The sequence below is a fragment of the Methylobacterium sp. NMS14P genome (genome assembly GCF_028583545.1).
In the GTDB taxonomy this organism is placed as follows: domain Bacteria; phylum Pseudomonadota; class Alphaproteobacteria; order Rhizobiales; family Beijerinckiaceae; genus Methylobacterium.
In genome coordinates, this window is sequence record NZ_CP087106.1 from 5,521,017 (window position 1) to 5,541,473 (window position 20,457).

The window sequence follows — 20,457 nt, forward strand, 5'->3', positions numbered from 1 at the left end:
AATCGGTCTCGGGCGGCCGATATGGTTTGCGGACGATCGACATCGGCGACTGCGCAAAAACTGACAGGGCTTGCCTTTCGCGGACGGTGTTCCAGTCGTTTCGGGAACCGCCGGCTTGCGCGCTGCGAAACGTCGGGCTCCGACGCGGCTTCTCGTGCAAGATCTTCGCAGTGCAGCATGGAATATCGCAAAAATTGACCTGATTTTGCGCCGCAAAACAAGCGAGGCCAATTCTTCGATTAAACCATTGCCAGAAAAGCAATTATCCCGATACATGCGACGTTCTGACGCGGCTAAAAGTATTCAAAATTCGTTGCGCCGGCAAGTGTTGACACACAACTCCCGCGATGCGACCGAGTAAGGCGGCACATGCTCGGCGCATTGTCCTCGAATACGGCTATTTCCTTCAAGAAGGTTGCTTTCCCCGGGTGCCAAGTCCGCTCTTTCGACTTGAGGTTATCGAAGCGCGACGCAACGCGTGGCTGGGCGAGGCGCAGATCATCCAGCCTCTGCCGGTTCGCGTCGTGGCCCTGGCCTGCGTGATCATGGTGGCGGCGGTCGGCCTCTACGCCTCGCAGGGGACCTACACGCGCCGCATCCACGCCGTCGGCCTGCTCGCGCCCGATATCGGGCTGATCAGCCTCGCCAGCCCGGTGGCGGGGCGCGTCGGCTCGACCGGCGTCCGGGAGGGTGACAAGGTCGCCCGCGGGCAGCTCCTGTACACGATCGACCTCGACGCCGTGTCGGCGAGCGGCCCCACGCAGGAGCGCGTGATTGCCGAGCTGGAACGGCAACGCCAGAGCGTGGAGCGGCAGCGGACCGCCCGGGCCGATCTGGCCGGCACGGAGCGGCAGGCGCTGCGCGAGCAGGTGGCGAATCTGAGCGAACAGTCGACCCAGCTCGCCAAGCAGATCGACCTGCAGGACAAGCTCGTACCGCCGCTCCGGGCACGGGTCGAGGAACTCGCCGACGCCGTCGCGCGCGGCTACGCCCGCGCCGCCGACTTTCAGAGCCAGAACTACCTCTACATGCAGGCGAGCGCGCAGCTCGCGCAGTTCCAGCAGAGCCGCCTCCAGATCGACGGCAAGCTCGCCGACACGAGATCCCAGCTCGCCGCCTACGACGACCGGCTGGCCCGCGACCTCGCCGACCTCGACCGGACCGCCGCACAGCTGGCGCAGCAGAAGGCCGAGAGCGAGGCGCGCCGCGCCATCGAGATCCGGGCGCCGGAGGCCGGGACCCTGACGTCGATCCGCGCGCAGGTCGGCCAGACCGTGGCGGCCGGGGCGACGCTCCTGACCCTGCTGCCGAGCGCCGGGCGCCTCCAGGCGAACCTATTCGTCGATTCGTCGGCCATCGGCTTCGCCGAGGCCGGCGCGCCCGTGATGCTGCGCTACGCCGCCTTCCCGTTCCAGCGCTTCGGCCTGCACCGCGGCGTCGTCACCGAGGTCACGCGGGCGCCGCTGGGCAGCGACGACGCGCCCGATTTCGCGCGGCGCACCGCCGCCCGGGGCGAGGGGACCGACCTCTACCGCATCGTGGTCCGGCCGGACTCCGACACCGTGCTGGCCTACGGCGAGCGGCGCAGCCTCGAGGCGGGCATGCGGGTCGAGGCCGACATCGCCCTGGAGAAGCGGTCGCTCTACCGCTGGCTGCTCGACCCCGTGACGCATGTCCGGGAGAGCCTCGCCCTCGTCACGCGCGGCGGCCTCGACGCCCTGCCGGTCCGGAAGGCCGCGCCGTGACGGCGCCGTCCGTCGCCGCCCGGCTGGATTTCGGGCTCCGCCGCCGGGTGCCGGTCGTCCTCCAGGCCGAGGCCGCCGAGTGCGGCATGGCCTGCCTCGCGATGGTCCTGGCCTATCACGGGCGCCAGATCGACCTCGCGACGCTGCGGCGGCGCCATCCCCTGTCCCTCAAGGGCATGACCCTGCGCAACCTGATCGACCTCTGCGGCGCGCAGGGCCTGACCGCCCGCGCCCTGCGGGTCGAGCTGACGGACCTGCCCCGGCTCCGGCTGCCCTGCATCCTGCACTGGGGCCTCAACCACTTCGTGGTGCTGACCCGGGTCGAGCGCGGCGGCCTCGTCATCAACGATCCGGGCCGCGGCCGGCGCCGGGTCAGCCTCGCGGAGGCCTCGCGAGAGTTCACCGGCGTCGCCCTGGAGGCGGTGCCCAACCCGGGCTTCCGGCGCGAGCGGGCCGCCCCGGGCCTGCGGCTGCGCGACCTGTTCCGCAACATGGCCGGCATCCGCGCCGCCCTGGCCCAGGTCCTGGCCCTCTCCCTGGGGATCGAGCTCGTCGCCCTCCTGATGCCCATCGCCTCGCAGGTCGTGATCGACGAGGTGATCGTGAACGCCGACCACGACCTGCTCCTCGTGGTGGCGATCGGCCTCGCGCTGCTGCTGCTGCTCCAGCTCGGCCTCAGCATCGCCCGCACCTGGGCGATCATGCTGGCCGGGACCCGGCTGAACTACCAGTGGTCGGCCGGCCTGTTCGACCACCTGTCGCGGCTGCCCCTCGACTATTTCGAGAAGCGCCACGTCGGCGACGTGATCTCGCGGTTCGGCTCCCTGGCCACCATCCAGAAGGGCCTGACGACCGACCTCGTCCAGGCCATGCTCGACGGGCTCATGGCGGTCGGCATGCTGGCCATGCTGACGGTCTACGGCGGCTGGCTGGTCGCGGTGGTCCTGGCCTCGACGGCGCTCAACGCGGTCCTGCGGGTCTTCGCCTACGCCGCCTACCGGGAGGGCAGCGAGGAGGCCCTCGTGGCCGAGGCCCGCCAGCAGACGCACTTCATCGAGACGGTCCGCGGCATGGCGAGCGTCAAGCTCCTCGACCTGCGCGAGCGGCGCGGCGGCGCCTGGATGAACCACTTCGTCACGGCCCTGAACGCCCGGCTGCGGCTGCAGCGACTCGACCTCGTATTCGGCCGCGCGAACGAGTTCCTGTTCGGCCTCGACCGCCTGATCCTGCTGGTTCTCGGCGCCCGCGCGGTCATCGGCGGGTCCCTGTCGCTCGGCATGCTGGTGGCGTTCCTGGCCTACCGCGACCAGTTCGCCACCCGGATCGGCAGCCTGATCGACGCGTGGTTCAAGCTGCGCATGCTCGACGTGCAGACCGACCGGCTCGCCGACATCGTGCTGTGCGAGCCCGAGGAGCAGGATCTCGCCGCCGGCGCGCAGCCGGGGGCGCCCCCGGTCGCCGCCCTGAGAGCCGGCGCGCTCGCCGGCGCGGGCCTGGCGCTGCGCTACGGGGCGGACGAGCCCTGGATCTTCCGCGGGGTCTCGCTGTCGGTGCGGGCCGGCGCCTGCTTCGCGATCACCGGTCCCTCGGGCTGCGGCAAGACCTCGCTCATGAAGGTGATGATGGGGCTGACGCCCCCCAGCGAGGGGATCGTCACGGCCGACGGCCAGGACATCCGCGTCGCCGCCGGGTCCTACCGGCGCCGGATCGCCGGCGTGATGCAGAGCGACGGCCTGTTCGCCGGCTCGATCGCCGAGAACATCGCGGCCTTCGACGAGCATCCGGACGCGGGCTGGATCGCCGAGTGCGCCGCCCGGGCGGCGATCCTGGACGACATCCGCCGCATGCCGATGGGCTTCGAGAGCCTCGTCGGCGACATGGGCTCGACCCTGTCGGGCGGCCAGAAGCAGCGCGTCGTGCTGGCGCGCGCCCTCTACCGGCGGCCCGAGATCCTGTTCCTCGACGAGGCCACGAGCCATCTCGACGAGGCCACCGAGGCGGTGATCGCCCAGGCCCTGCGGGACCTGCGGATGACGCGGGTCATCGTCGCCCATCGCCCGGCCACGATCGCCCACGCGGACGCGGTCTTCGATTTCCCCGCCGAGCTCCGGGACCGGGCGGATTTCGCCGCCGCCGGCTGACGCGCCGCGCCTAGGGGAGCGCGGGCCGGAGGTCGCCCGGCGCCAGGCCGAAGCGCTTGCGGAAGCCGCGGTTGAAGGTCGGCACGTCGGTGAACCCGCACGCGTAGGCGATCGAGGCGATCCGCACCTTGCCGTCGCGGGACGCTTCGAGGCGCCGGCGCGCGAGGTCGAGGCGCGCCTCGCGGATCGCCGCCGCGATGCCGCCGGTCTCCGCGAAGGCGCGGTACAGGCTGGTCCGGGAGAGTCCCAGCGCGCGCTGGATGTCCTGCGGGTTCAGGTCGGGATCGTGCATCCGCCGCGCGATATGGGCGCGGGCGAGCGACACGACGGCCGCCTGCGAGACCGCCTCCGGATCGCCGCGCCGGGCCGCGCCGTCGACAAGGTGGCCGAGGAGATGGAGCACGCCCTCGACGGCCGCCTGCGCCTCGTCCGCGGACATCCAGGCGATCGAGCCGGCCACGCTGCGCAGCCGCGCCCGGACCTCCGCCCCGGACGGGTGCGGGGTGAGGCTGCGGCCCGCGAAGGCGTCGGCGTCGCCGACCCAGGCCTCGAACATCTCGCGCGGCACGGCGAGGCGGATCTCGTCGTAGGCGCTCTGGGTGCCGGCCACGAAGGGCCGGTTCCGTGACAGGAAGCCGATGTCGCCGGGGGTCAGCTGTGCCCCGCGGCCGTTCTGCTCCTGGTAGCCGACGCCGTCGAGGGCGAGGCCGATCACCACCATCCCGCGGGCGTTCCGGTCGACGTGGCGGGAGCGGAACTCCACCTCGACCGGGCTGCTCACCGTGTGGGTCAGCGACCAGCCGGCCGAGGCCACGGTCAGGCGCTTGGCCGAGAACCGCTCCCGTGGATGCTGCCGGTCGATATCGCCGAACGCCGCCAGGGCCGTGCAGCGCCAGAACTCGAAGGCCTGCTTGGGGTCGACGTGACTGGTCGTCTCGACGAGGCTCGGGACAAGCACCGGGCTAGACACGTGTGAGACCCCCGTCGTGCCCGGCGATTCCTTCCGGCCGCCTGCGCAACTCTATCGTGTGAATCTTGCCGGATTGGCAACCGGCGCCACCCGCCGCGGTCCCGCGTGCTGGTGGCTCGCGCCGCCTCCGGCGCTCCCTACGCAACGGCCCGCCCGGCCAGGCCGCGGGGTCCGGCGAGGAGCAGGGCCGCGCTCGCCGCCAGGACGACCGTGATCACCGCGAACATCGCGTGCGGCCCGTAGGCCGAGAGGATCGGCAGGAGGATGATCGGCGCCAGCGCGGCCGCGACCCGGCCGCCGGCCCAGGCGCAGGTCATGGCCGAGGCCCGCAGCGGCGTCGGGAGCAGCTCCGTCGCGTAGACGGCGAGGATGCTGCCGTAGGTCGCCGCGGCGGTGTTGAAGGCGATGCCGACGAGGACCAGAGTCAGGAACGTGCCGCTCGCGGCGAAGGCCGTGCCGAGGGCCGCCATCGCCGCCGCCAGCGCCGTCAGGCAGGCGCGCCGCTCGAGCCGGTCGATCGCCAGCGCGGTCAGCAGGGTGCCCAGCGGCGGGCCGAGCATCGACAGGGCGGCGAAGACGAGGGATTGATCGACCTGGAAGCCCTTCTCCACCATCACGACGGCGCTGAGCAGCGGGAAGGCGATCGTCGCCAGGGGGGCGAGGGTGTAGAGCCCGACGAACAGGGCCGTCCGGCGCAGCTGGCGCGTCTCGGCGAACAGGCCGCGGAACCCCGCCGGCCCGGCCGCGGCCGGCGCCGGGTCCGGGCCGGCGAGGAGGGAGACCCGGGTCCGGCCGGCCGCCCGCTCGAACCGGCGGCAGGCGGCGTCGGCCTCGGCGGAGCGCCCGACCGAGGCGAGCCACCGCGGCGATTCCGGCAGCCGCGCGAACAGGACGCCGCCGAGCGCCGCCAGGGCGCCCCCGAGGATCAGCGCCCAGCGCCACGGCTCGATCCCCAGCGGCGCGCCCGGTGCGAGCATCTGGACCATGCCGATGGCGGCCAGGCCGCCGAGGAGCCCGAGGCCGGCGCAGACCAGCAGCGTCGCGCCGCGGCGGCGCGCGGGCGTCACCTCGGCCAGGTAGGTGGCGACCAGGGGCGGGAACCCGCCGATCGCGAAGCCCGAGACCGTGCGGGCGATGGTCAGCGCCGTGAGCCCCTGGCTCGCGGCGGCGGCCAGCGATCCGAGGGCCATCAGCGCGAGGGAGGCCTGGAGCGCGCGCCTGCGGCCGAGGCGATCCCCCAGCATCCCGAAGACGGGTGCGCCCACCGCCCCCCCGGCGAAGACGGAGGCGAGGAGCAGGGAGAGGCTGCCCCGCGGCATGCTGTGGGGCGGCGCGAGGAAGATGGCCGCCAGGGCGTTGCTCAGGGCGACCTCGGCGATGTCGGTGAACAGGCCCAGCGTGCAGATGGTGAGCGCCGCCGCGTGAAGCCGCGTCATCGGCAGGGAATCGAGCCGCCGCGTGACGGCGGCGACCGACCCGTCCACCGGCGCGAGGGGATCGGAGGGACTCGCGGCCTGGATTGCGGCGTCGACCAAAGGTGTGGATCCTCTGCGACCGGAGCGTGTGCGCAACCGGTGACGCACCGCCATAGCGGCGTGTTCCGCATCGGGGAACACGATGGCATCCACAAATGCATTGAGCGCGCCGCGGGCGCGTTTTCCAGGTGGCATCAGGGGCAGCGTTGCGCGCTCGGGGCCTGCGGTGAGCTGGATCTGCGAATTGGCCCTCGCCGAAAGAGGCTGTTTGCGATTCCCGTCGGGCGTGCTGAAGAGCGCGAGGTATCCCGAAGGCGGCCGATATTCGCCGCAGCTCAACGTCGATGCGCGATGACTTTCAGCCTCCTCCCGACTTCGCGAATCATCACGGCGGGATCTCCATCAGCCGTCGGACGCGGGACTTCATCAGGAATGGCGCTGCTGAGATCTCGGGTACTAGCGGGTTGTCTCCGCGTCCTCCACCGCCGTTGATCGCTGCCGGTGATGTCAATCTCTAAGTAAAAGGACCTGCCGTGCTTCCCGCGAAGAAATTTATCATCTCAACAATCGCCGATCTATGTGGAAGGGCTTCTAGATCTCCGGTCCTGCAAAGATATCTGTTCAATGCGATGCGCCTTGATAGGGCGGAGGTGCGAGGTCTTATCAGGGGTGAAGATTTGAGATTTCTGAGCTATTGCTTGGCGCGTAGGGATCGGTCGAGGTCGCAGATTTTGCAAGATCTCTGGGTCTGTTTCGAGCTGGGCGAGAAGACAGGCGGATTTTTCGTAGAGTTCGGGGCGACGAACGGTTTAAAGAACAGCAATACATGGTTTTCTTGAGAAAAAACTCGGATGGAACGGGATTTTGGCAGAAGCAAATCCGGTCTGGCATGCCGATTTGATGCGAAGTAGAGATGTATACATTGAAACGAAATGTGTTTCTTCCAGTTCTGGGGAGACAGTCACGTTCATCGCGACCGACGACTCCGACCCCGAGTTGAGTGGGATCGAGAAATTCTCCGACGCCGATCATTTCTCCGAGACGCGAAGCCGAGGTCAGCGCATCGCACTGGAGACAATCTCTCTGGACGATCTGCTTAAAAAATACGATGCACCCGCTGTCATCGACTATATGTCGATTGACACAGAGGGGAGCGAATTAGAAATACTATCGTCGTATAGTTTCGCTCAAAAATACCGGACAATATCTATTGAAAACAATCGTAAAAACGAGCGCGCAGTGGATGATATTCTCACCTCTAGGGGGTATAAAAGAGTATTCAAGCATTTTTCTCAATGGGACAGCTGGTACGTGTCATCGGATCTGAGAGATGAGGCCCCAATCAAGATCGTTGCTCCAGAGGCGTGATAGCGTTCCTCGATCGATCGCCCAGAACGGGCAATCCGGATATTTAGCAGAAGCTTGATTGCGGAACACGATCTCCGCCTGCGGCCAGTCGCTCCGGTAGATGGTCATCCTTCAAAGTCGTGGGCTCGGCGGCCTGTGGCGCGGGTTGCCACCGGGACCACGTGCTTTTTCTCGATGTCTCGCGGGTGGACGATGGGAGATTTTGCCAGAGCGACTAGTCCGGGAGCGTCCGGCCGCTGGGCTGGCCTGTGCCGCTCTGAGCGCCTCGATGATTTCGAGAGGGGCACGAGGCCGGGTGCGCCCTGTCAGTCCTGACCCTCACGGCCGTCAGGGCTCGTCCAGGAAGGTGAGAAGCGCCGCGTTGAAGAGCGCCGGATCCTGGAGGAACGCGAAGTGGCTGGCGTTCGGCAGGATCAGCAGCCCCGCTCCCGGGATCGTGGCGGCGAGGTACTCGGTGTGCGCGCGCTTGATCCCCTCGTCGTGGTCGCCGTCCGCGATGAGGACCGGCGTGCGGATCCGCCTCAGATCGGCTTCGGTCCAGCGCGGCTGCCCGCTCCACATCCGACCCACGGCGTCGACGAAGGCGGCATAGTCCTTCGGGGTCGGCGAGAGGGCCTCGTACTCCCTGCCGGCCTGGTCGATGAAGGCGGCGAAGGTCGGGTTCTTCTCCACGCCCTCGATCAGGCCCGAAGGATCGGCGTTGGCGCCGAACGCGAACACCTTGCCGACGCGGTCGGGGTGGCGCATCGCCATGTCGAGACCGAGGATCGCGCCGTCGCTCCACCCGACGATGTCGGCGCGCGGGATCTTCAGCGCGTCGAGCAGGCCGACCACGTCGTCGGTCATCAGGTCGTAGCCGAACGGCCGATCGTCCCGGGTGCTGCGGCCGTGCCCGCGGCTGTCAACGAGGATGACCGTGCGGCGGGCGGCGAGCGCGGCGACCTGATGGCCCCAGTAATCGGAGTTCGACAGGCCGCCGTGCAGCAGGACGACCGGCGGACCGCTGCCGATCGTGGCGTAATACAGCCGGATGCCGTTGATGGCGGCCCGGCCCGGGGTCGTGCCGGTGACCGGCGCGGGGGTCGGCGGCAAGTCCTGCCAGCGCGGCCCGGCCCAGGCCGGGGCGCTAGCCAGCAGAAGCGTCAGGGCGATCACGGTCCGCAGCATCGAGCGCCTGTCCGTCATGGGCGGGACCGGGATGCCGGAGCGATCCGGCCCTGCTCGACCCGCCGCGACCGCGATCTGCGGTCGACATGCCCCCGGACCGTGACCGGCTCGGATTACAGTACGATTTCAGGCCGCGACTCGCGCGAACGCGATGTTCGCTGTGCGGCGCTGTCCCGGGCGCTGAAGGCCGACGCACGGCTACGGCGCGGAAGATCCGGCTTCTAGAAGCGCGGGTTCGTGCGGCGGGGCTGGTCCGGCTGCGGCGCGGGGGCGACCGGGACGTGCCGATGGCCGACAACGTCGCCGTTGCGGTAGGCCTCCTGGATGTTGTGTCGCGCGGCCCGCCCGGCCGTACCGCCGGGCTGCGTCACGGCCGAGTCGCCGGACGGGGCCAGGACGGTCTGCGCCGAGACCGGCCCCGCGCAGACAAGAAGTAGCGTGACGCAGCCCGACAGAGCCTTCATGGCCAGATACCTCTCAGCCGATCGCGTTGCCCCGACGGGCGAACCCTCGGCGCCGGCGCCCGTGCGCCGCGCCGTCCGGCGTATCTACGTCCGTGCGGGCGATCGGTTCACAGGATGCCCGGCGGACGGGGCCGTCGGTCAGGCGGCCTTGCGGCCGAGCCGGATCGCCTTGGCGATCTCCGACCGGCGCTCGGCGTAGCCTGGCGCGGTCATCGGGTAATCGTCCGGCAGCCCGTAGCGCGCGCGGTACAACTCCGGCGTGAGGCCGTGCGCGGTGAGGTGCCGCTTCATGGTCTTGTACGACCGGCCGTCGATGAAGCTGACGATGCCGTCCTGGCGGACCGAGCCGCGGATCTGCGCGGCGTCGGGCTGCTCGGGCGGCGCCTCGGCGACCGCCGGTGGGTCCGTGAGCGCGCAGAGCGCGCCGTGCACGGTGACCAGGAGCGGCGGTATGCTGGTGTGCGGCAGCGCGTTGTTCGACAGGTAGGCGGTCACGACGCGCAGGGCCACGTCGCTGATCGTCGGTTCGAGATGGTCTTGGTTCTTGCGCAACTCGATCGACCCCTTCTTCGATCCCCGCGAGGATCCCCACGAGACCTATCGTTCACCATGACTACTCGGACATTATCCGGTGTCAATGCAGAATGACCGGCTTGGCAAGTAACGAATTTTGAATGCAGAATTTCGCGCTGATATGCGGTGCCCCGTCCAGCCGATAACCCGGCCGTCGTCATGTCTGAGATTTCGAGGGAAACCGTCAGATTTCCCGACCGCACGCGCGACGTGCCCCGCCGGCAAGGTTTCGACGCTTCCGCTTCGCAGATCTTCGTGGTCCAATACGGGTCGAGCGCATCGCGAAGTCTCTTCATGGCCGCCACACGCCGCCCGTCCGTGCCGAGATCGAGGGTCCGGAAGTTCCGCGCCGCGCCCGGAGCTGGCCGGGGATGCGCGGTGCTGGCGACGCTTCTGGGAGGTCTGCTCGCGGCGCCGTTCGCCCACGGGCAGGGCCCGGACGATCCGGAGGCCGAGATGCGGGCGCGGGTCGCCGCGGCCTTCCCGGATGCGGGCCTCGTGCTGTTCCGCAAGATCCGGCCGATCCCCGCGGAGGCGGGGCCCGCGGTGGCGTTCTGCGGCCAGGTGAGCACCGGTCCCACCGAGCGGGGACGGTCGGATTTCCACCTGTTCCTGTACGATCGGACCGACACGGCCGAGACCGTCCGCATCCTCGGATCGGAATCCCTCAACGGCTATCGCGTCGGCCGGAAGCTGATCGGCGCCCTGCGGCGGGTCGGATGCCTGTGAGGCGGCCGGTGCGGGCGTTCTGTCTCACACGTGACGAAAATGTGGCAGAAGCTTGACTATTCGGTCGTGATTGGTTTATAGCTTGACCGTGGCATTGCGGTTACACCCCCGAGTCCCCTGGAGGTTCGGATGTGCGCGCGGAAGACCTTCTACATTTTCGTCTCGGCCTCGGACGGTGAGCAGTTCTGCGCCGTCCGGCAGGATCAGCCGATCCCGTCGCTCATCGACGGTGTGCGCTGGACGTATGTCGGCTGCATCGACACGACCCGGGACCGGCCGTACGGGTTCGACGCGGACGCGGCGCACGCGGCGATGCGGAACCGCGGCGTCTACTTCTACCAGCGCGAACTGATGTTCCGACGGGCCAACTTCCTCCTCGAAGCCGCCTGATGCGGGTTCGCCCCGAAGCGATCCTGGCCGGCGCGCTCGTCGTTGGCGGTCTCGTGTTCGCGCCCGGCGCCGCCGAGGCGCAGATGCCGACGCGGGTCGGCACCTGCGCGGCGACGACCATCGCGCGGATCGGGACGCGGTTCAGCGACACGCTGGTGAAGCCGAAGGGCGACGGGATCGACGAGGGGACGAGCGTCGATCTGAAGAACGGCGTCTACGGCGTCTCCTACGCGTATGTCGACGCGGTCGCGCGCTCGCGAGTCGGCGACCGGGTGATGACCTGCCTCGTTCTCCTGCCGACCGGCTGCCCCAAGGGCGACGATCGCGGCAAGATGTACACGACCACCAACCTGCGCACGCTGGATTCCTGGACATTGCCCGACTCGCAGCACATGTGCGGCGGGGCCTGATCGGGCCTCCGTGAGCCCGCCGCTCGGATGAGCGTGCGGCCTCCCGGGAGCCGGATCCCGGGCCTCGGTGAAGAGGAGAGGGATCCGTGTCGGTCAGGAACGGTCTTGCCGCCCTCGTGCTGGCGGCGGCGGGCGCGGCGCCGGCCCCCGCCTGGGCGTGGGGCGTCCCCGGATGCACCAACCTTCCCGAGTACAACCGTGCCCTGGGCGCCCTGCAGGGCATGACGAGCGCCTGCGACATGAGCGTCGAGGAGGCCCGCCGGGTCGTCGCGGCCCATGACGGCGTCGCGCCCGGGCCTCCGGTCGCCGCCGCGGAGCCGCCGGCGCCGCCGCGGCTCGCGCCGCGGCACCGCAGGGCGCGGGCGCACCGGAGCGCGCGGCCGCGGCATCACCGCTGAGTCGGCCGACCGGCGCTCAGGTCTCGTCGCCCGGCGCGTCCGGGGGATCCGCGCGGGCGCGCGCCCAGTCCCGGTCGCGCTCCGCCTGCCGGGCCCGCTGCTCCGCCACGTAGGCGTCCTGGCCGGCGCGGTCCCGCTTCCGGCGGCGGTCGGCGGCCGCCGCGCTCCGCTTGCGCCACGCCTCCGTCTCGGCCTTCTGCCGCAGCAACTCCTCGACCGTGACGGGGGTCACGGGCGCCTTGGGTTGCGCCCAGGGATAGGGCCGCCGGGGCGGTGGCGGGCGCGGCGCCCGGTCGGCGGAGGCCCGCCCGGTCCGCCGGAGCGCCTCGGCCGCCTCGGCGAGGGTCATTCCGGCGCCCCGCGCGATGCGCTCGGCGGCGGCCCGGGCGGCCGCGCGCTCGCCCGCCGTGGCGCCCTGGGCGGCGAGCGCGAGGCATTTCTCGAACCGGTCTCGGTCGGCGGGCGTCATGAGCGGCGTCTTACCGCCAAGTCGGCCCGCCTGTCCCGCAGCTCCGATCCGGCAGTCCGGCGCCGCGCTGGCCACCGTGTTGGCGAAGCTGTCGCTGCCGATCTGCGCGGCGGTGCCGCTGACGGCGGCGCGCGGTTCTCGGGCCGCCCGACAGCCGAACGTCGCGCGCCGCTACGTCCGGGCCCGCCCGTTCCCGCCCGGTCCGATCGCCGGCAGGCCGGTCCCGTCCGGCAGGCCGCCGAGCACCACGAGGATCCGACCTAGGAGCGCCCGCGAGTGCCGCGCCCCGCTGCCGATGGCCGCGAGGTCCGGCCGGCCCGGATGGGCCTCGTAGGCCGCGCGCAGCCGGTCGAGCTGCCGCCTGCGCGTCTCGGGATCGCTGGAACCCATGGCCCATCCTCCCGGCGGGCCCTGGCTCGCGGTGCGCCCCCGCGAACGAGCCTTCGACCATCCCGAGTCGGGGAGTTGGAAAACCGTGTCTGAACGGTCCCTACGACCTTTAGCGCCGGAACGCCTGGACATACGCCGCAGGCTCCCCGACCGTGTGGCCAAGGATACGGGTGCCGTTGTGGTCGGCACCGACCATCAGACAGGGGGTTCCACGCCCCAGGGCCGCGCGTACGGCCCCGCCGGGGTTCTAGCCGCGTCTAGGAACGAAATCCAGCCCGGCGTGCCGCTCCGCGCTCGAGATGGCGGAAGCCGGCGTCGATCAGGAGGGCCAGCGCGGACACCACGAGGCCGCCCTGCAGCACGTAGGCGGTGTTGCCGGTGAGCAGGCCGGAGATGATCACCTCGCCGAGAGTGCTGGCCGCGACCGTCGAGCCGATGGTCGCCGTCGCCAGCCCGATGATCGCGGCGAGGCGGATCCCCGACAGGATCATCGGCAGCGCCAGGGGCAGCTCGACGCGGACGAGTCGCTGCCGGTCGGTCAGCCCCATGCCGCGGGCGGCCTCCATCAGCGCGGGGTCGAGATCCTCGAGCCCGGTGAGCGCGGTCTCGAAGATCGGCAGGAGTCCGTAGAGGACGAGGGCGATCAGGGTCGGGACCGCGCCGAACCCGAGGATCGGCACGGCCAGGGCCAGGACCGCGACGGGCGGGAAGGTCTGCCCGATTCGGACCACCGACCGGGCGAAGGGCAGCACGTCGCGGCCGGCCGGCCGCGTGGCCGCGACCGCGAGGCCGAGGGCGATCGCGGCCGCGGTCACGGTCGCGGCGGCGACGAGCAGGAGGTGGTTGACGGCGAGCGTCAGCAGCGGCGTCTGGGCGTAGATCGGCGGCGTGTCGCCGGGGGCGAAGGGCCGGAACAGGGGCGCGAACCGGCCCGGAGCGACCAGGAACGCCCCGAGCAGGGCGAGGAGCGCGGCCCGGGCGATCCGCGGGGCGCGGATCACGGCCGGGCACCCCGCGCCGCGAGGGCCTCCCGCGTCACCCGGCCCAGGACGACGCCGTCGCGGCTGACCGGCAGGGCCGGGCGCCGGGACCACAGGCTCTCGGCGAGGGCGGCCCGCACCGAGGTGCCCACGGGTATCGGCGGGCCCGGCGCCGGGCCGGCCTCGACCAGATCGTCCACGACGCGCAGGGCCATGAGCTGGAAGGCCCGGTCGCCGCTGCCGAGGAGAGCGCCGACGAAGGCGGTGGCGGGCGCGCCGACGAGGTCCGCCGGCGCGGCCTCCTGCACCAGGCGCCCGCCATCCATCACGGCGACCCGGTCGCCGAGATGCAGGGCCTCGGTCATGTCGTGGGTCACCAGCACGATCGTGGTGCCGTAGCGCGCCTGGATCGCCAGCAGGTCCGCCTGCGCCCGCCCGCGGATGATCGGATCGAGGGCGCCGAAGGGCTCGTCCATGAGCAGGATCGGCGGCTCGGCCGCGAGCGCCCGGGCGACGCCGATCCGCTGCTGCTCGCCGCCGGAGAGCGCCGCCGGCAGGCGGTCCCGGTAGACCGCCGGATCGAGGTTGAACAGGCCGAGGAGCTCGTCGACCCGCGCGGCGATCCGCCGGCGGTCCCAGCCGACGAGCTTCGGCACCACCGCGATGTTCTCCGCGACCGTGCGGTGGGGGAACAGCCCGTGTCCCTGGATGGCGTAGCCGATCCCGCGGCGCAGGAGGTGCGGGGGCACCTCCCGGATGTCCCGGCCCGCGATCCGGACCGTCCCGGCGCTCGGTTCGATCAGGCGGTTGATCATGCGCAGCAGGGTGGTCTTGCCCGATCCCGAGGTGCCGACCACCGTCAGGATCGTCCCGGCCTCGACCCGCAGGGTGACGTCCGCCACGACCGTGCGCCCCTCGAAGACGCGGCTCACTGCGGCGAGGTCGATCATGGGCTCCGCTCCGCCGCGCGGCCGCGGCTCAGGTCGATGACGGCGTCGAGCAGCACGGCGGCGCCGGTCGCCAGGGCGACGGTCGGCAGCGCGCCGAGCAGGACGAGGTCGCCGGCGTTCTGGCTGATGCCCTGGAAAACGAACACGCCGAGGCCGCCGCCGCCCACGAGTCCCGCGATCACCGCGAGGCCGATATTCTGGACGAGGACGATCCGGATCCCGGTCAGGATCGCCGGGAGGGCGAGGGGCAGGTCCACCTGGAGCAGCCGCTGCCGCGCGGTCATGCCGACGCCCCGGGCGGCGTCGCGCACCGGCCAGGGCACCGCGTCGAGGCCCGCGACGGTCGCGGCGGCCACGGGCAGGAGCGCGTAGGCGAACAGCGCCACGAAGGCTGGCGCGGCGCCGATCCCCGCGATGCCGAGGGCCGATGCGCCCGGGACCTCCCGGCCGATCCAGGCCAGGGGCGCGATCAGCATGCCGAACAGGGCCATGGACGGGACGGTCTGCACGACGTTGAGGCCCGTGAGCAGGCCCGTCCGCGCGGGCGGGACCGGGCGCGCCAGCACGGCCGCCGGGATCCCGACCAGGGCGGCGGCCGCCACCGAGGCGAGGGCGAGGGCGGCGTGGGTCCGCAGCTCCCGGCCGAACGTGTCGGAGCGGCTGGCATATTCCCGCAGGACCGAGAGGTTGTCCCAGAAGCCGGTGCGCAGGGCGAGCCCCGTCGCGGCGACCAGCAGGACCAGCAGGGCGATCCGTGGGACCGGTCCCGGCCGCAGGCGCGCCAGCCCGTCGCCGGCCGCGAGGGCCGCCGTGACGGAGGCGAGCCACCAGCCCGCGTCCGGCGAGACCCGGCCGTAGCGGTCGCCCGGCGCGGTCAGGTGATCGGCCGCCCAGCCGGCCGCGAGGCCGAGCAGCAGCAGGATCGCGGCGGCGGCGGCCAGCCGCAGGATCGGCGCCGACCGGAGGACCAGCGGCGGCAGCGCGAGGGCGACGACGCCCCCGAGGAGGAGCGTCGCGCCGGGAGGGAGCGCCGACCACGCCGTCAGCGCGGTGCCGGCCGCGATCCGGTTCGGCCGGGTCGTCATCAGCGGCAGGGCGAGCAGGCTCAGTGCCAGGACGGCCGCGAAGGCCGCGCCCAGCGGATCGACGCCCGGGCGGAGCCGCCCGAACGCGAGGGACTCCCCCATCCTCACGCTGCGGCGGCGCCCGGGGGCGCGACGATGGACGGAAATGCGGCGGGTCTCATGAGGCGGATCACCGGCGTCGCGACGCTCTCGGGCGCCCCGCCGCGCATCCTTGCCGGCGGAGCCCCGGCTTGTCGACGCGCGATCCCGCGGGCGGCCGACGACTCCGCCCGCGAAGGCGCGCATCGCGGCGCCGTCCGCGCGCCCGGCTCACCGCGCGAACCCGTTCCGCCGGAGGAAATCCGCCGCGACCGCGGAGGCGGGCTCGCCGCCGATCTGGACCCGGCCGTTGAGGTCCCGGAGCGTGGCGAGATCGAGCGTGCGGAAGATCGGGTCAAGAACCGCGGCGATCTCCGGATGGGCCTTGAGGACCGCGCCGCGGACCACCGGCGCCGGCTGGTAGACCGGCTGGACGCCCCTGTCGTCGTCCAGCATCACGAGGCGCGCGACCGCCATGCTGCCGTCGGTGCCGAACACCATGGCGGCGTTCGTGCCGGAGGTGCCCCGCGCCGCCGCCGCGATCGTGGCGGCCGTGTCGCCGCCGGCCAGGATGACGAGCTGATCCGGCCCGAGGGTGAAGCCGTAGGCCCGGCCGAAGGCCGGCAGCGCCCCCGGGCTGGTCACGAATTCCGACGAGGCGGCGAGCTTGATCGCGCCGCCGCCCGCCACGTAGCGGCCGAAGTCGCTCATGGTCCTCAGGCCCGCGGCCCGCGCGATCTCCTGGCGCACGGCGATCGCCCAGGTGTTGTTGGCCGAGGCGGGCGTCAGCCAGACGAGGTCGTTGGCCGCCCGATCCAGGTCCCGGGCCGTGCGGTAGGCCGCCTCCGGGTCCTTCCAGACCGGCAGATCGGCCTTCCCGAAGAAGAACGCCGCGTTGCCGGTGTATTCCGGGTAGATGTCGATCTGCCCCTCGATCAGGGCCTGGCGGACGATCGCGGTGGCGCCGAGCTGGATCTTGTCGACGGTCGGCAGGCCCCGGGCCTGCAGCGCCTGCAGGATGATGTTCCCGAGCACCCCGCCCTCCGTGTCGAGCTTGGAGGCGACGACGATCCCGGCCGCCGGCGCGCCGGGCGTGGGCGCGCACTGGGCGACCAGCAGCGCAAGGGCCGGCGCGACGAGCCCCGCGCGGATCCGCTTCACCATGGCCTACAGGATCCCCGCTCGCCTCCGCCGACGCTACGAGGCCGATAGCATGTCCGGGGCCGCGATCCTCACCGGCGTCTCGCGGTGCCCGTGACGCCGCCCGGTCCGGCCGGACGCGCCCCGCGGAGCTGGCCCTGATCTGTCGAATAATAACTCAGGTTATCAGGATAAGCGGAGATTTTTGCCTATAAAACGGCCGCAGGGATTTATATTAGCGCTATAAGGACTTTGTTTATTCGGGCGAGCCTAGGCCGAAAGCCTCGGAGCTTGCCATGCGATCCGTCTACACGTGCCTCACCGAGGCGCACGACCACCGGCTGATCCTGCTCGCCGCAGGCATCTGCGTCGTCGGCGTCTACGGCTCGTTCTCCGTGGCGGCGCACGCCGCGCGGTCGTCGGGGCGCTCGGCCTGGATCTGGGGCATGGCCAGCGTGGTCGCGTCGGGCTGCACCGCCTGGGCCACCCACATGGTCGCGCTCCTGGCCTTCAGGCCCGGCATGGCCGCCGGTTTCGAGCCGACCCTCACCGCGCTGTCGCTCCTGGTCGCCATCGGGGGGATCGGCATCAGCATCGGGCTGGTGATCGGCCAGCGGGACCGGCTCCGCCGCTTCGCGGCCGGGCTCGCCCTCGGCGCCAGCGTCGCGGCCCTGCACTATCTCGGCGAGGCCTCCTACCTCGTCACCGGATCCGTGACCTGGGACCCGGTCCTCGTGGCCGTCTCGCTGTCGGTGAGCCTGCTGCTGTTCGGGTCGGCGCTGCTGGTCGTCGGGGAGCGGCGTCGGCCGTGGCGCCGCGCGGCCGCGCCGCTGCTGCTGGTCGCGATCGCGATCCTGCATGTCGGCGGCATGGCGGCGATGACGCTGGTCTTCGATCCCGAGCGCCCGCTGCCACCCGAGGCGGTCGCCCCCGAGGCGATCGGGCCGATCGTGGCCGGCGTGTCCCTCGCGCTCCTGACGCTGGCGATCGTCGGGCTGCGCCTGACCCTCAGCGCCCGGGCGCAGGCCCGCCGGGATCAGGAACGCCTGCGCGAGCTCGCGAACCTGGCCGTCGAGGGTCTGGCCGTCTGCGACGGCGAGACGATCAAGACCGCCAATCGCAGCCTGGAACGGCTGTCGGGCCTCACCGCCGAGGCGCTGAACGGGCGGCGCCTGTCGGACCTCCTGCCGGGTCTCAGCGTCACGGCACTCCCCGAGCGCGAGGAGCGGGAGGCCGAGCTGGTCGGCGCCGATGGGCAGCGCGTTCCGGTGCGCGTCCTGCGCAGCGAGGTTCCGCTCGGCAGCGGCCTCCAGACCGTGCTGGCCATCCGGGACCAGAGGGAGCGCCTGCGGACCGAGTCGCGGATGCGCATGCTGGCCTACTCGGATGCGCTGACCGGTCTGCCCAACCGGGCCCATTTCCACGACCTGCTCGCGCGCCACGCCGAGGCCTGCGGCGCGCAGGATCAGGCCTTCGCGGTCCTCGCCCTCGATCTCGACCGCTTCAAGCTGGTGAACGATACCCTCGGTCACGGCCTGGGCGACGCGCTGCTGCGCAAGACGGCCAAGCGCCTGACGGCCGCCCTCGGCGCGCGGGACGTGGTCGCGCGCCTCGGCGGCGACGAGTTCGCGGTCCTGCAGGTCGCTCCGGCCGGACCGGAGGCGGTGCAGGCCCTGGCGGCGCGCATCATCGAGCTCGTCGGGCGCCCGTTCCTCATCGAGGGGCAGCTCGTCAACGTCGGGGCCTCGGTCGGTGCCGCCCTCGCGCCCGCGGACGGGCTCACCCCCGGCGACTTGCTGCGCAATGCCGACCTCGCGCTCTACAAGGCCAAGGCCGATGGCAAGGGCGCGTTCCGCCGGTTCGACCGCGCGCTGGAGGCGCGCGTCCAGGCCCGGCGCAGCCTGGAGGCGGACCTGCGGCGCGCCCTCGTGCGCCAGGAATTCGAGCTTCACTACCAGCCGCTCGTCGATGCGCGATCGGGCCGGATCACCGCGGCCGAGGCGCTGGTGCGCTGGCGCCATCCGGAGCGCGGCCTCGTCTCGCCCGCGGATTTCATCCCGCTGGCCGAGGAGACCGGACTGATCGGCCCGCTGGGCCAGTGGGTCCTGCGTACGGCCTGCACCCAGGCGGCCCGCTGGCCGGGGCGGATCCGGGTCGCCGTCAATCTCTCGCCGGTCCAGTTCCGGGACCTGCGCCTCGCCGAGACGGTGAAGGCGGCGCTCGCCGCGTCGGGCCTCGCCGCGGATCGGCTGGAACTCGAGATCACCGAGGGCGTGCTGCTGGCCGACGAGGAGCGCACGCTCGCGACCCTGACCCGCCTGCGCGCGGCCGGGGTCGGGATCTCGATGGACGATTTCGGGACCGGCTATTCCTCGCTCAGCTACCTCCGCCGCTTCCCCTTCGACAAGATCAAGGTCGACCAGTCGTTCGTGCGCCAGCTCCCGGGAGACGCCGAGAGCGCCGCGATCGTGCGGGCGATCATCACGCTGGGCACCTGTCTCGGCATGACGATCACGGTCGAGGGCGTCGAGACCGCCGAGCAGTTCGCGTTCACGGCGGCCTCGGGCTGCGATCAGGTCCAGGGCTACCACGTCAGCCGCCCGCTGCCGGTGGCGGAGTTCCTGTCCTTCGTCGACGCGCACGAGGCCGCATGACCGCGCCCGACACGACCGACCTGTTCCGGATCGTCTACCGGAGCCGCAGCGCGATCCCGGGCGACGCCGAGGCGGTCCGGCAGGCCGTCGCCGCCCTGGCGGCGGCGTCCCGGGGCCGCAACGCGGAGGTCAGCGTCACGGGGGCGATGCTGTTCGCCGCACCGCACGTCGTCCAGGCCCTGGAGGGGCCGGCCGCGGCCGTGGAGGCGGTCTTCGACCGGATCTGCTGCGACCTCCGCCACGCCGGCATCGAGGTGGTGGAGAGCGGTCCGGTCCTCGAACGGGCCTTCGGCGCGGGCGCGCTGAGCCATCTCGTGCCGGACGCCGCGGACGGGGCGTCGCTCGCGCGCCTGGAGAACGGGATCGAGCCCGCCGACGCCGCCGTCGCCGCGATGAAGCTGATGCTCGCGCTGCTCCAGCTGGCGGAGGCCGACCGCACCGCGCCGCAGCGGCCCGCCGCCTGAAGCCGTGCCGGGACCTGGCCGGGACGGCGGCGCGGGCCGCCGCACCGCGGAATCGCGCGGAAAGTTCAACGAAATCAACGAAACCAGGTTAACAACGCTTAACCTTTACACAAGCCTGCGATGAACAATCCTGGCGCTGCCGATATAGTTTTGCGAATATTGTTTCGGTCGAAAGGAGGGGAGATATGTCGTATTCGATTCTGGTCCGCGATCTCACTCACGAGCCCGGCGGTACGCCCAAACTTCTGGCGTACGACATCCACGACCGCTCGGCGGCGGAGACCCTCGTGTCGGTGATCGCCACTTCGTACCAGGATCACGGTTTCAACCCCGCGACCCGCGTCCACTGGTTTCGCCACGCGGGCGGGGTGCGCGAGATCTTCACGTGGCCGCGGCCGTGACCGGCGCCGGGCGGCC

General features: G+C 71.6%; 21 protein-coding genes. 10 read left to right on the plus strand and 11 right to left on the minus strand.

The annotated features are described in order from the left end of the window. The first annotated feature begins 428 nt into the window (after positions 1 to 428). Positions 429 to 1,745, plus strand: coding sequence for an HlyD family secretion protein (locus LOK46_RS26215; RefSeq protein ID WP_273561262.1), 1,317 nt, complete (start codon positions 429 to 431; stop codon positions 1,743 to 1,745). Continuing rightward, on the plus strand, positions 1,742 to 3,886 hold the full coding sequence (locus LOK46_RS26220; RefSeq protein WP_273561263.1) for a peptidase domain-containing ABC transporter: 2,145 nt from the start codon (positions 1,742 to 1,744) through the stop codon (positions 3,884 to 3,886). Before LOK46_RS26215 ends, LOK46_RS26220 begins: the two co-directional genes overlap by 4 nt. 10 nt (positions 3,887 to 3,896) lie before the next feature. Here LOK46_RS26220 and LOK46_RS26225 read toward each other — a convergent pair whose 3' ends face one another. Beyond that, a complete protein-coding gene (locus LOK46_RS26225) occupies positions 3,897 to 4,844 on the minus strand; it encodes a helix-turn-helix domain-containing protein (RefSeq protein WP_273561264.1) in 948 nt (315 codons plus the stop codon). Positions 4,845 to 4,993: 149 nt separating this feature from the next. Further along, on the minus strand, positions 4,994 to 6,391 hold the full coding sequence (locus LOK46_RS26230; RefSeq protein ID WP_273561265.1) for an MFS transporter: 1,398 nt from the start codon (positions 6,389 to 6,391) through the stop codon (positions 4,994 to 4,996). A gap of 804 nt (positions 6,392 to 7,195) precedes the next feature. Between LOK46_RS26230 and LOK46_RS26235 the strand changes: the two genes are divergently transcribed. Next, a complete protein-coding gene (locus LOK46_RS26235; RefSeq protein WP_273561266.1) occupies positions 7,196 to 7,699 on the plus strand; it encodes an FkbM family methyltransferase in 504 nt (167 codons plus the stop codon). A 327-nt stretch (positions 7,700 to 8,026) separates the two neighbouring features. Here LOK46_RS26235 and LOK46_RS26240 read toward each other — a convergent pair whose 3' ends face one another. The 3 genes from LOK46_RS26240 to LOK46_RS26250 all read right to left on the minus strand — a co-directional run bounded on the left by LOK46_RS26240 (position 8,027) and on the right by LOK46_RS26250 (position 9,882). After that, complete coding sequence (locus LOK46_RS26240) at positions 8,027 to 8,866, minus strand: alpha/beta fold hydrolase (protein WP_273561267.1); 840 nt, start codon at positions 8,864 to 8,866, stop codon at positions 8,027 to 8,029. Positions 8,867 to 9,087: 221 nt separating this feature from the next. Then, positions 9,088 to 9,330, minus strand: a complete 243-nt coding sequence (locus LOK46_RS26245) for a hypothetical protein (protein ID WP_273561268.1) — start codon at positions 9,328 to 9,330, stop codon at positions 9,088 to 9,090. A 138-nt stretch (positions 9,331 to 9,468) separates the two neighbouring features. Next, positions 9,469 to 9,882: a MucR family transcriptional regulator gene (locus tag LOK46_RS26250; protein WP_273561269.1), complete on the minus strand. Its 414-nt coding sequence runs from the start codon at positions 9,880 to 9,882 to the stop codon at positions 9,469 to 9,471. 399 nt (positions 9,883 to 10,281) lie between these two features. Between LOK46_RS26250 and LOK46_RS26255 the strand changes: the two genes are divergently transcribed. From LOK46_RS26255 to LOK46_RS26270, 4 genes are all read left to right on the plus strand, one after another. Next, positions 10,282 to 10,632 carry a hypothetical protein gene (locus tag LOK46_RS26255; protein ID WP_273561270.1) on the plus strand — a complete coding sequence of 117 codons (351 nt, stop codon included), beginning with the start codon at positions 10,282 to 10,284 and terminating at the stop codon, positions 10,630 to 10,632. A gap of 129 nt (positions 10,633 to 10,761) precedes the next feature. Beyond that, positions 10,762 to 11,022, plus strand: a complete 261-nt coding sequence (locus LOK46_RS26260; RefSeq protein ID WP_273561271.1) for a hypothetical protein — start codon at positions 10,762 to 10,764, stop codon at positions 11,020 to 11,022. After that, entirely contained in the window at positions 11,022 to 11,432 is a 411-nt protein-coding gene (locus LOK46_RS26265) for a hypothetical protein (protein WP_273561272.1), read from the plus strand. Before LOK46_RS26260 ends, LOK46_RS26265 begins: the two co-directional genes overlap by 1 nt. 86 nt (positions 11,433 to 11,518) lie before the next feature. Beyond that, a complete protein-coding gene (locus LOK46_RS26270) occupies positions 11,519 to 11,830 on the plus strand; it encodes a hypothetical protein (protein ID WP_273561273.1) in 312 nt (103 codons plus the stop codon). A 16-nt stretch (positions 11,831 to 11,846) separates the two neighbouring features. On the opposite strand, the gene LOK46_RS26275 is transcribed toward LOK46_RS26270, so the two are convergent. From LOK46_RS26275 to osmF, 6 genes are all read right to left on the minus strand, one after another. After that, a complete protein-coding gene (locus LOK46_RS26275; RefSeq protein ID WP_273561274.1) occupies positions 11,847 to 12,299 on the minus strand; it encodes a hypothetical protein in 453 nt (150 codons plus the stop codon). A gap of 171 nt (positions 12,300 to 12,470) precedes the next feature. Next, positions 12,471 to 12,689 carry a hypothetical protein gene (locus tag LOK46_RS26280; RefSeq protein ID WP_273561275.1) on the minus strand — a complete coding sequence of 73 codons (219 nt, stop codon included), beginning with the start codon at positions 12,687 to 12,689 and terminating at the stop codon, positions 12,471 to 12,473. Positions 12,690 to 12,946: 257 nt separating this feature from the next. Continuing rightward, on the minus strand, positions 12,947 to 13,690 hold the full coding sequence (locus LOK46_RS26285; RefSeq protein ID WP_443192849.1) for an ABC transporter permease: 744 nt from the start codon (positions 13,688 to 13,690) through the stop codon (positions 12,947 to 12,949). After that, the gene (locus LOK46_RS26290; protein ID WP_273561276.1) at positions 13,687 to 14,619 is read right to left on the minus strand and encodes an ABC transporter ATP-binding protein; all 933 of its coding nucleotides are present in this window, start codon (positions 14,617 to 14,619) and stop codon (positions 13,687 to 13,689) included. The genes LOK46_RS26285 and LOK46_RS26290 overlap by 4 nt, the downstream gene beginning before the upstream one ends. Then, on the minus strand, positions 14,616 to 15,806 hold the full coding sequence (locus tag LOK46_RS26295; RefSeq protein ID WP_273561277.1) for an ABC transporter permease: 1,191 nt from the start codon (positions 15,804 to 15,806) through the stop codon (positions 14,616 to 14,618). Before LOK46_RS26295 ends, LOK46_RS26290 begins: the two co-directional genes overlap by 4 nt. 207 nt (positions 15,807 to 16,013) lie before the next feature. Continuing rightward, the gene (gene osmF / locus LOK46_RS26300) at positions 16,014 to 16,946 is read right to left on the minus strand and encodes a glycine betaine ABC transporter substrate-binding protein OsmF (protein ID WP_273561278.1); all 933 of its coding nucleotides are present in this window, start codon (positions 16,944 to 16,946) and stop codon (positions 16,014 to 16,016) included. Between the two features lie 272 nt (positions 16,947 to 17,218). On the opposite strand from osmF, the gene LOK46_RS26305 reads away from it, so the two are divergent. The 3 genes from LOK46_RS26305 (at position 17,219) to LOK46_RS26315 (ending at position 20,441) form a co-directional block, all read left to right on the plus strand. Continuing rightward, positions 17,219 to 19,576 (plus strand): bifunctional diguanylate cyclase/phosphodiesterase, encoded by a 2,358-nt coding sequence (locus tag LOK46_RS26305; RefSeq protein ID WP_273561279.1) that lies wholly within the window; start codon positions 17,219 to 17,221, stop codon positions 19,574 to 19,576. After that, a complete protein-coding gene (locus tag LOK46_RS26310; protein ID WP_273561280.1) occupies positions 19,573 to 20,040 on the plus strand; it encodes a BLUF domain-containing protein in 468 nt (155 codons plus the stop codon). Before LOK46_RS26305 ends, LOK46_RS26310 begins: the two co-directional genes overlap by 4 nt. 185 nt (positions 20,041 to 20,225) lie before the next feature. Next, a complete protein-coding gene (locus tag LOK46_RS26315) occupies positions 20,226 to 20,441 on the plus strand; it encodes a hypothetical protein (RefSeq protein WP_273561281.1) in 216 nt (71 codons plus the stop codon). Positions 20,442 to 20,457: the final 16 nt, after the last annotated feature.

Excerpts from the sequence above, each read along its gene's own strand:
- LOK46_RS26295 (WP_273561277.1), bottom strand. The coding sequence starts at position 15,806 with ATGGGGGAGTCCCTCGCGTTCGGGCGGCTCCGCCCGGGCGTCGATCCG.
- LOK46_RS26240 (WP_273561267.1), bottom strand. The coding sequence starts at position 8,866 with ATGCTGCGGACCGTGATCGCCCTGACGCTTCTGCTGGCTAGCGCCCCG.
- LOK46_RS26290 (WP_273561276.1), bottom strand. The coding sequence starts at position 14,619 with ATGATCGACCTCGCCGCAGTGAGCCGCGTCTTCGAGGGGCGCACGGTC.
- LOK46_RS26245 (WP_273561268.1), bottom strand. The coding sequence starts at position 9,330 with ATGAAGGCTCTGTCGGGCTGCGTCACGCTACTTCTTGTCTGCGCGGGG.
- LOK46_RS26265 (WP_273561272.1), top strand. The coding sequence starts at position 11,022 with ATGCGGGTTCGCCCCGAAGCGATCCTGGCCGGCGCGCTCGTCGTTGGC.
- LOK46_RS26275 (WP_273561274.1), bottom strand. The coding sequence starts at position 12,299 with ATGACGCCCGCCGACCGAGACCGGTTCGAGAAATGCCTCGCGCTCGCC.
- LOK46_RS26260 (WP_273561271.1), top strand. The coding sequence starts at position 10,762 with ATGTGCGCGCGGAAGACCTTCTACATTTTCGTCTCGGCCTCGGACGGT.
- LOK46_RS26315 (WP_273561281.1), top strand. The coding sequence starts at position 20,226 with ATGTCGTATTCGATTCTGGTCCGCGATCTCACTCACGAGCCCGGCGGT.
- LOK46_RS26305 (WP_273561279.1), top strand. The coding sequence starts at position 17,219 with ATGCGATCCGTCTACACGTGCCTCACCGAGGCGCACGACCACCGGCTG.
- LOK46_RS26310 (WP_273561280.1), top strand. The coding sequence starts at position 19,573 with ATGACCGCGCCCGACACGACCGACCTGTTCCGGATCGTCTACCGGAGC.
- osmF (WP_273561278.1), bottom strand. The coding sequence starts at position 16,946 with ATGGTGAAGCGGATCCGCGCGGGGCTCGTCGCGCCGGCCCTTGCGCTG.
- LOK46_RS26280 (WP_273561275.1), bottom strand. The coding sequence starts at position 12,689 with ATGGGTTCCAGCGATCCCGAGACGCGCAGGCGGCAGCTCGACCGGCTG.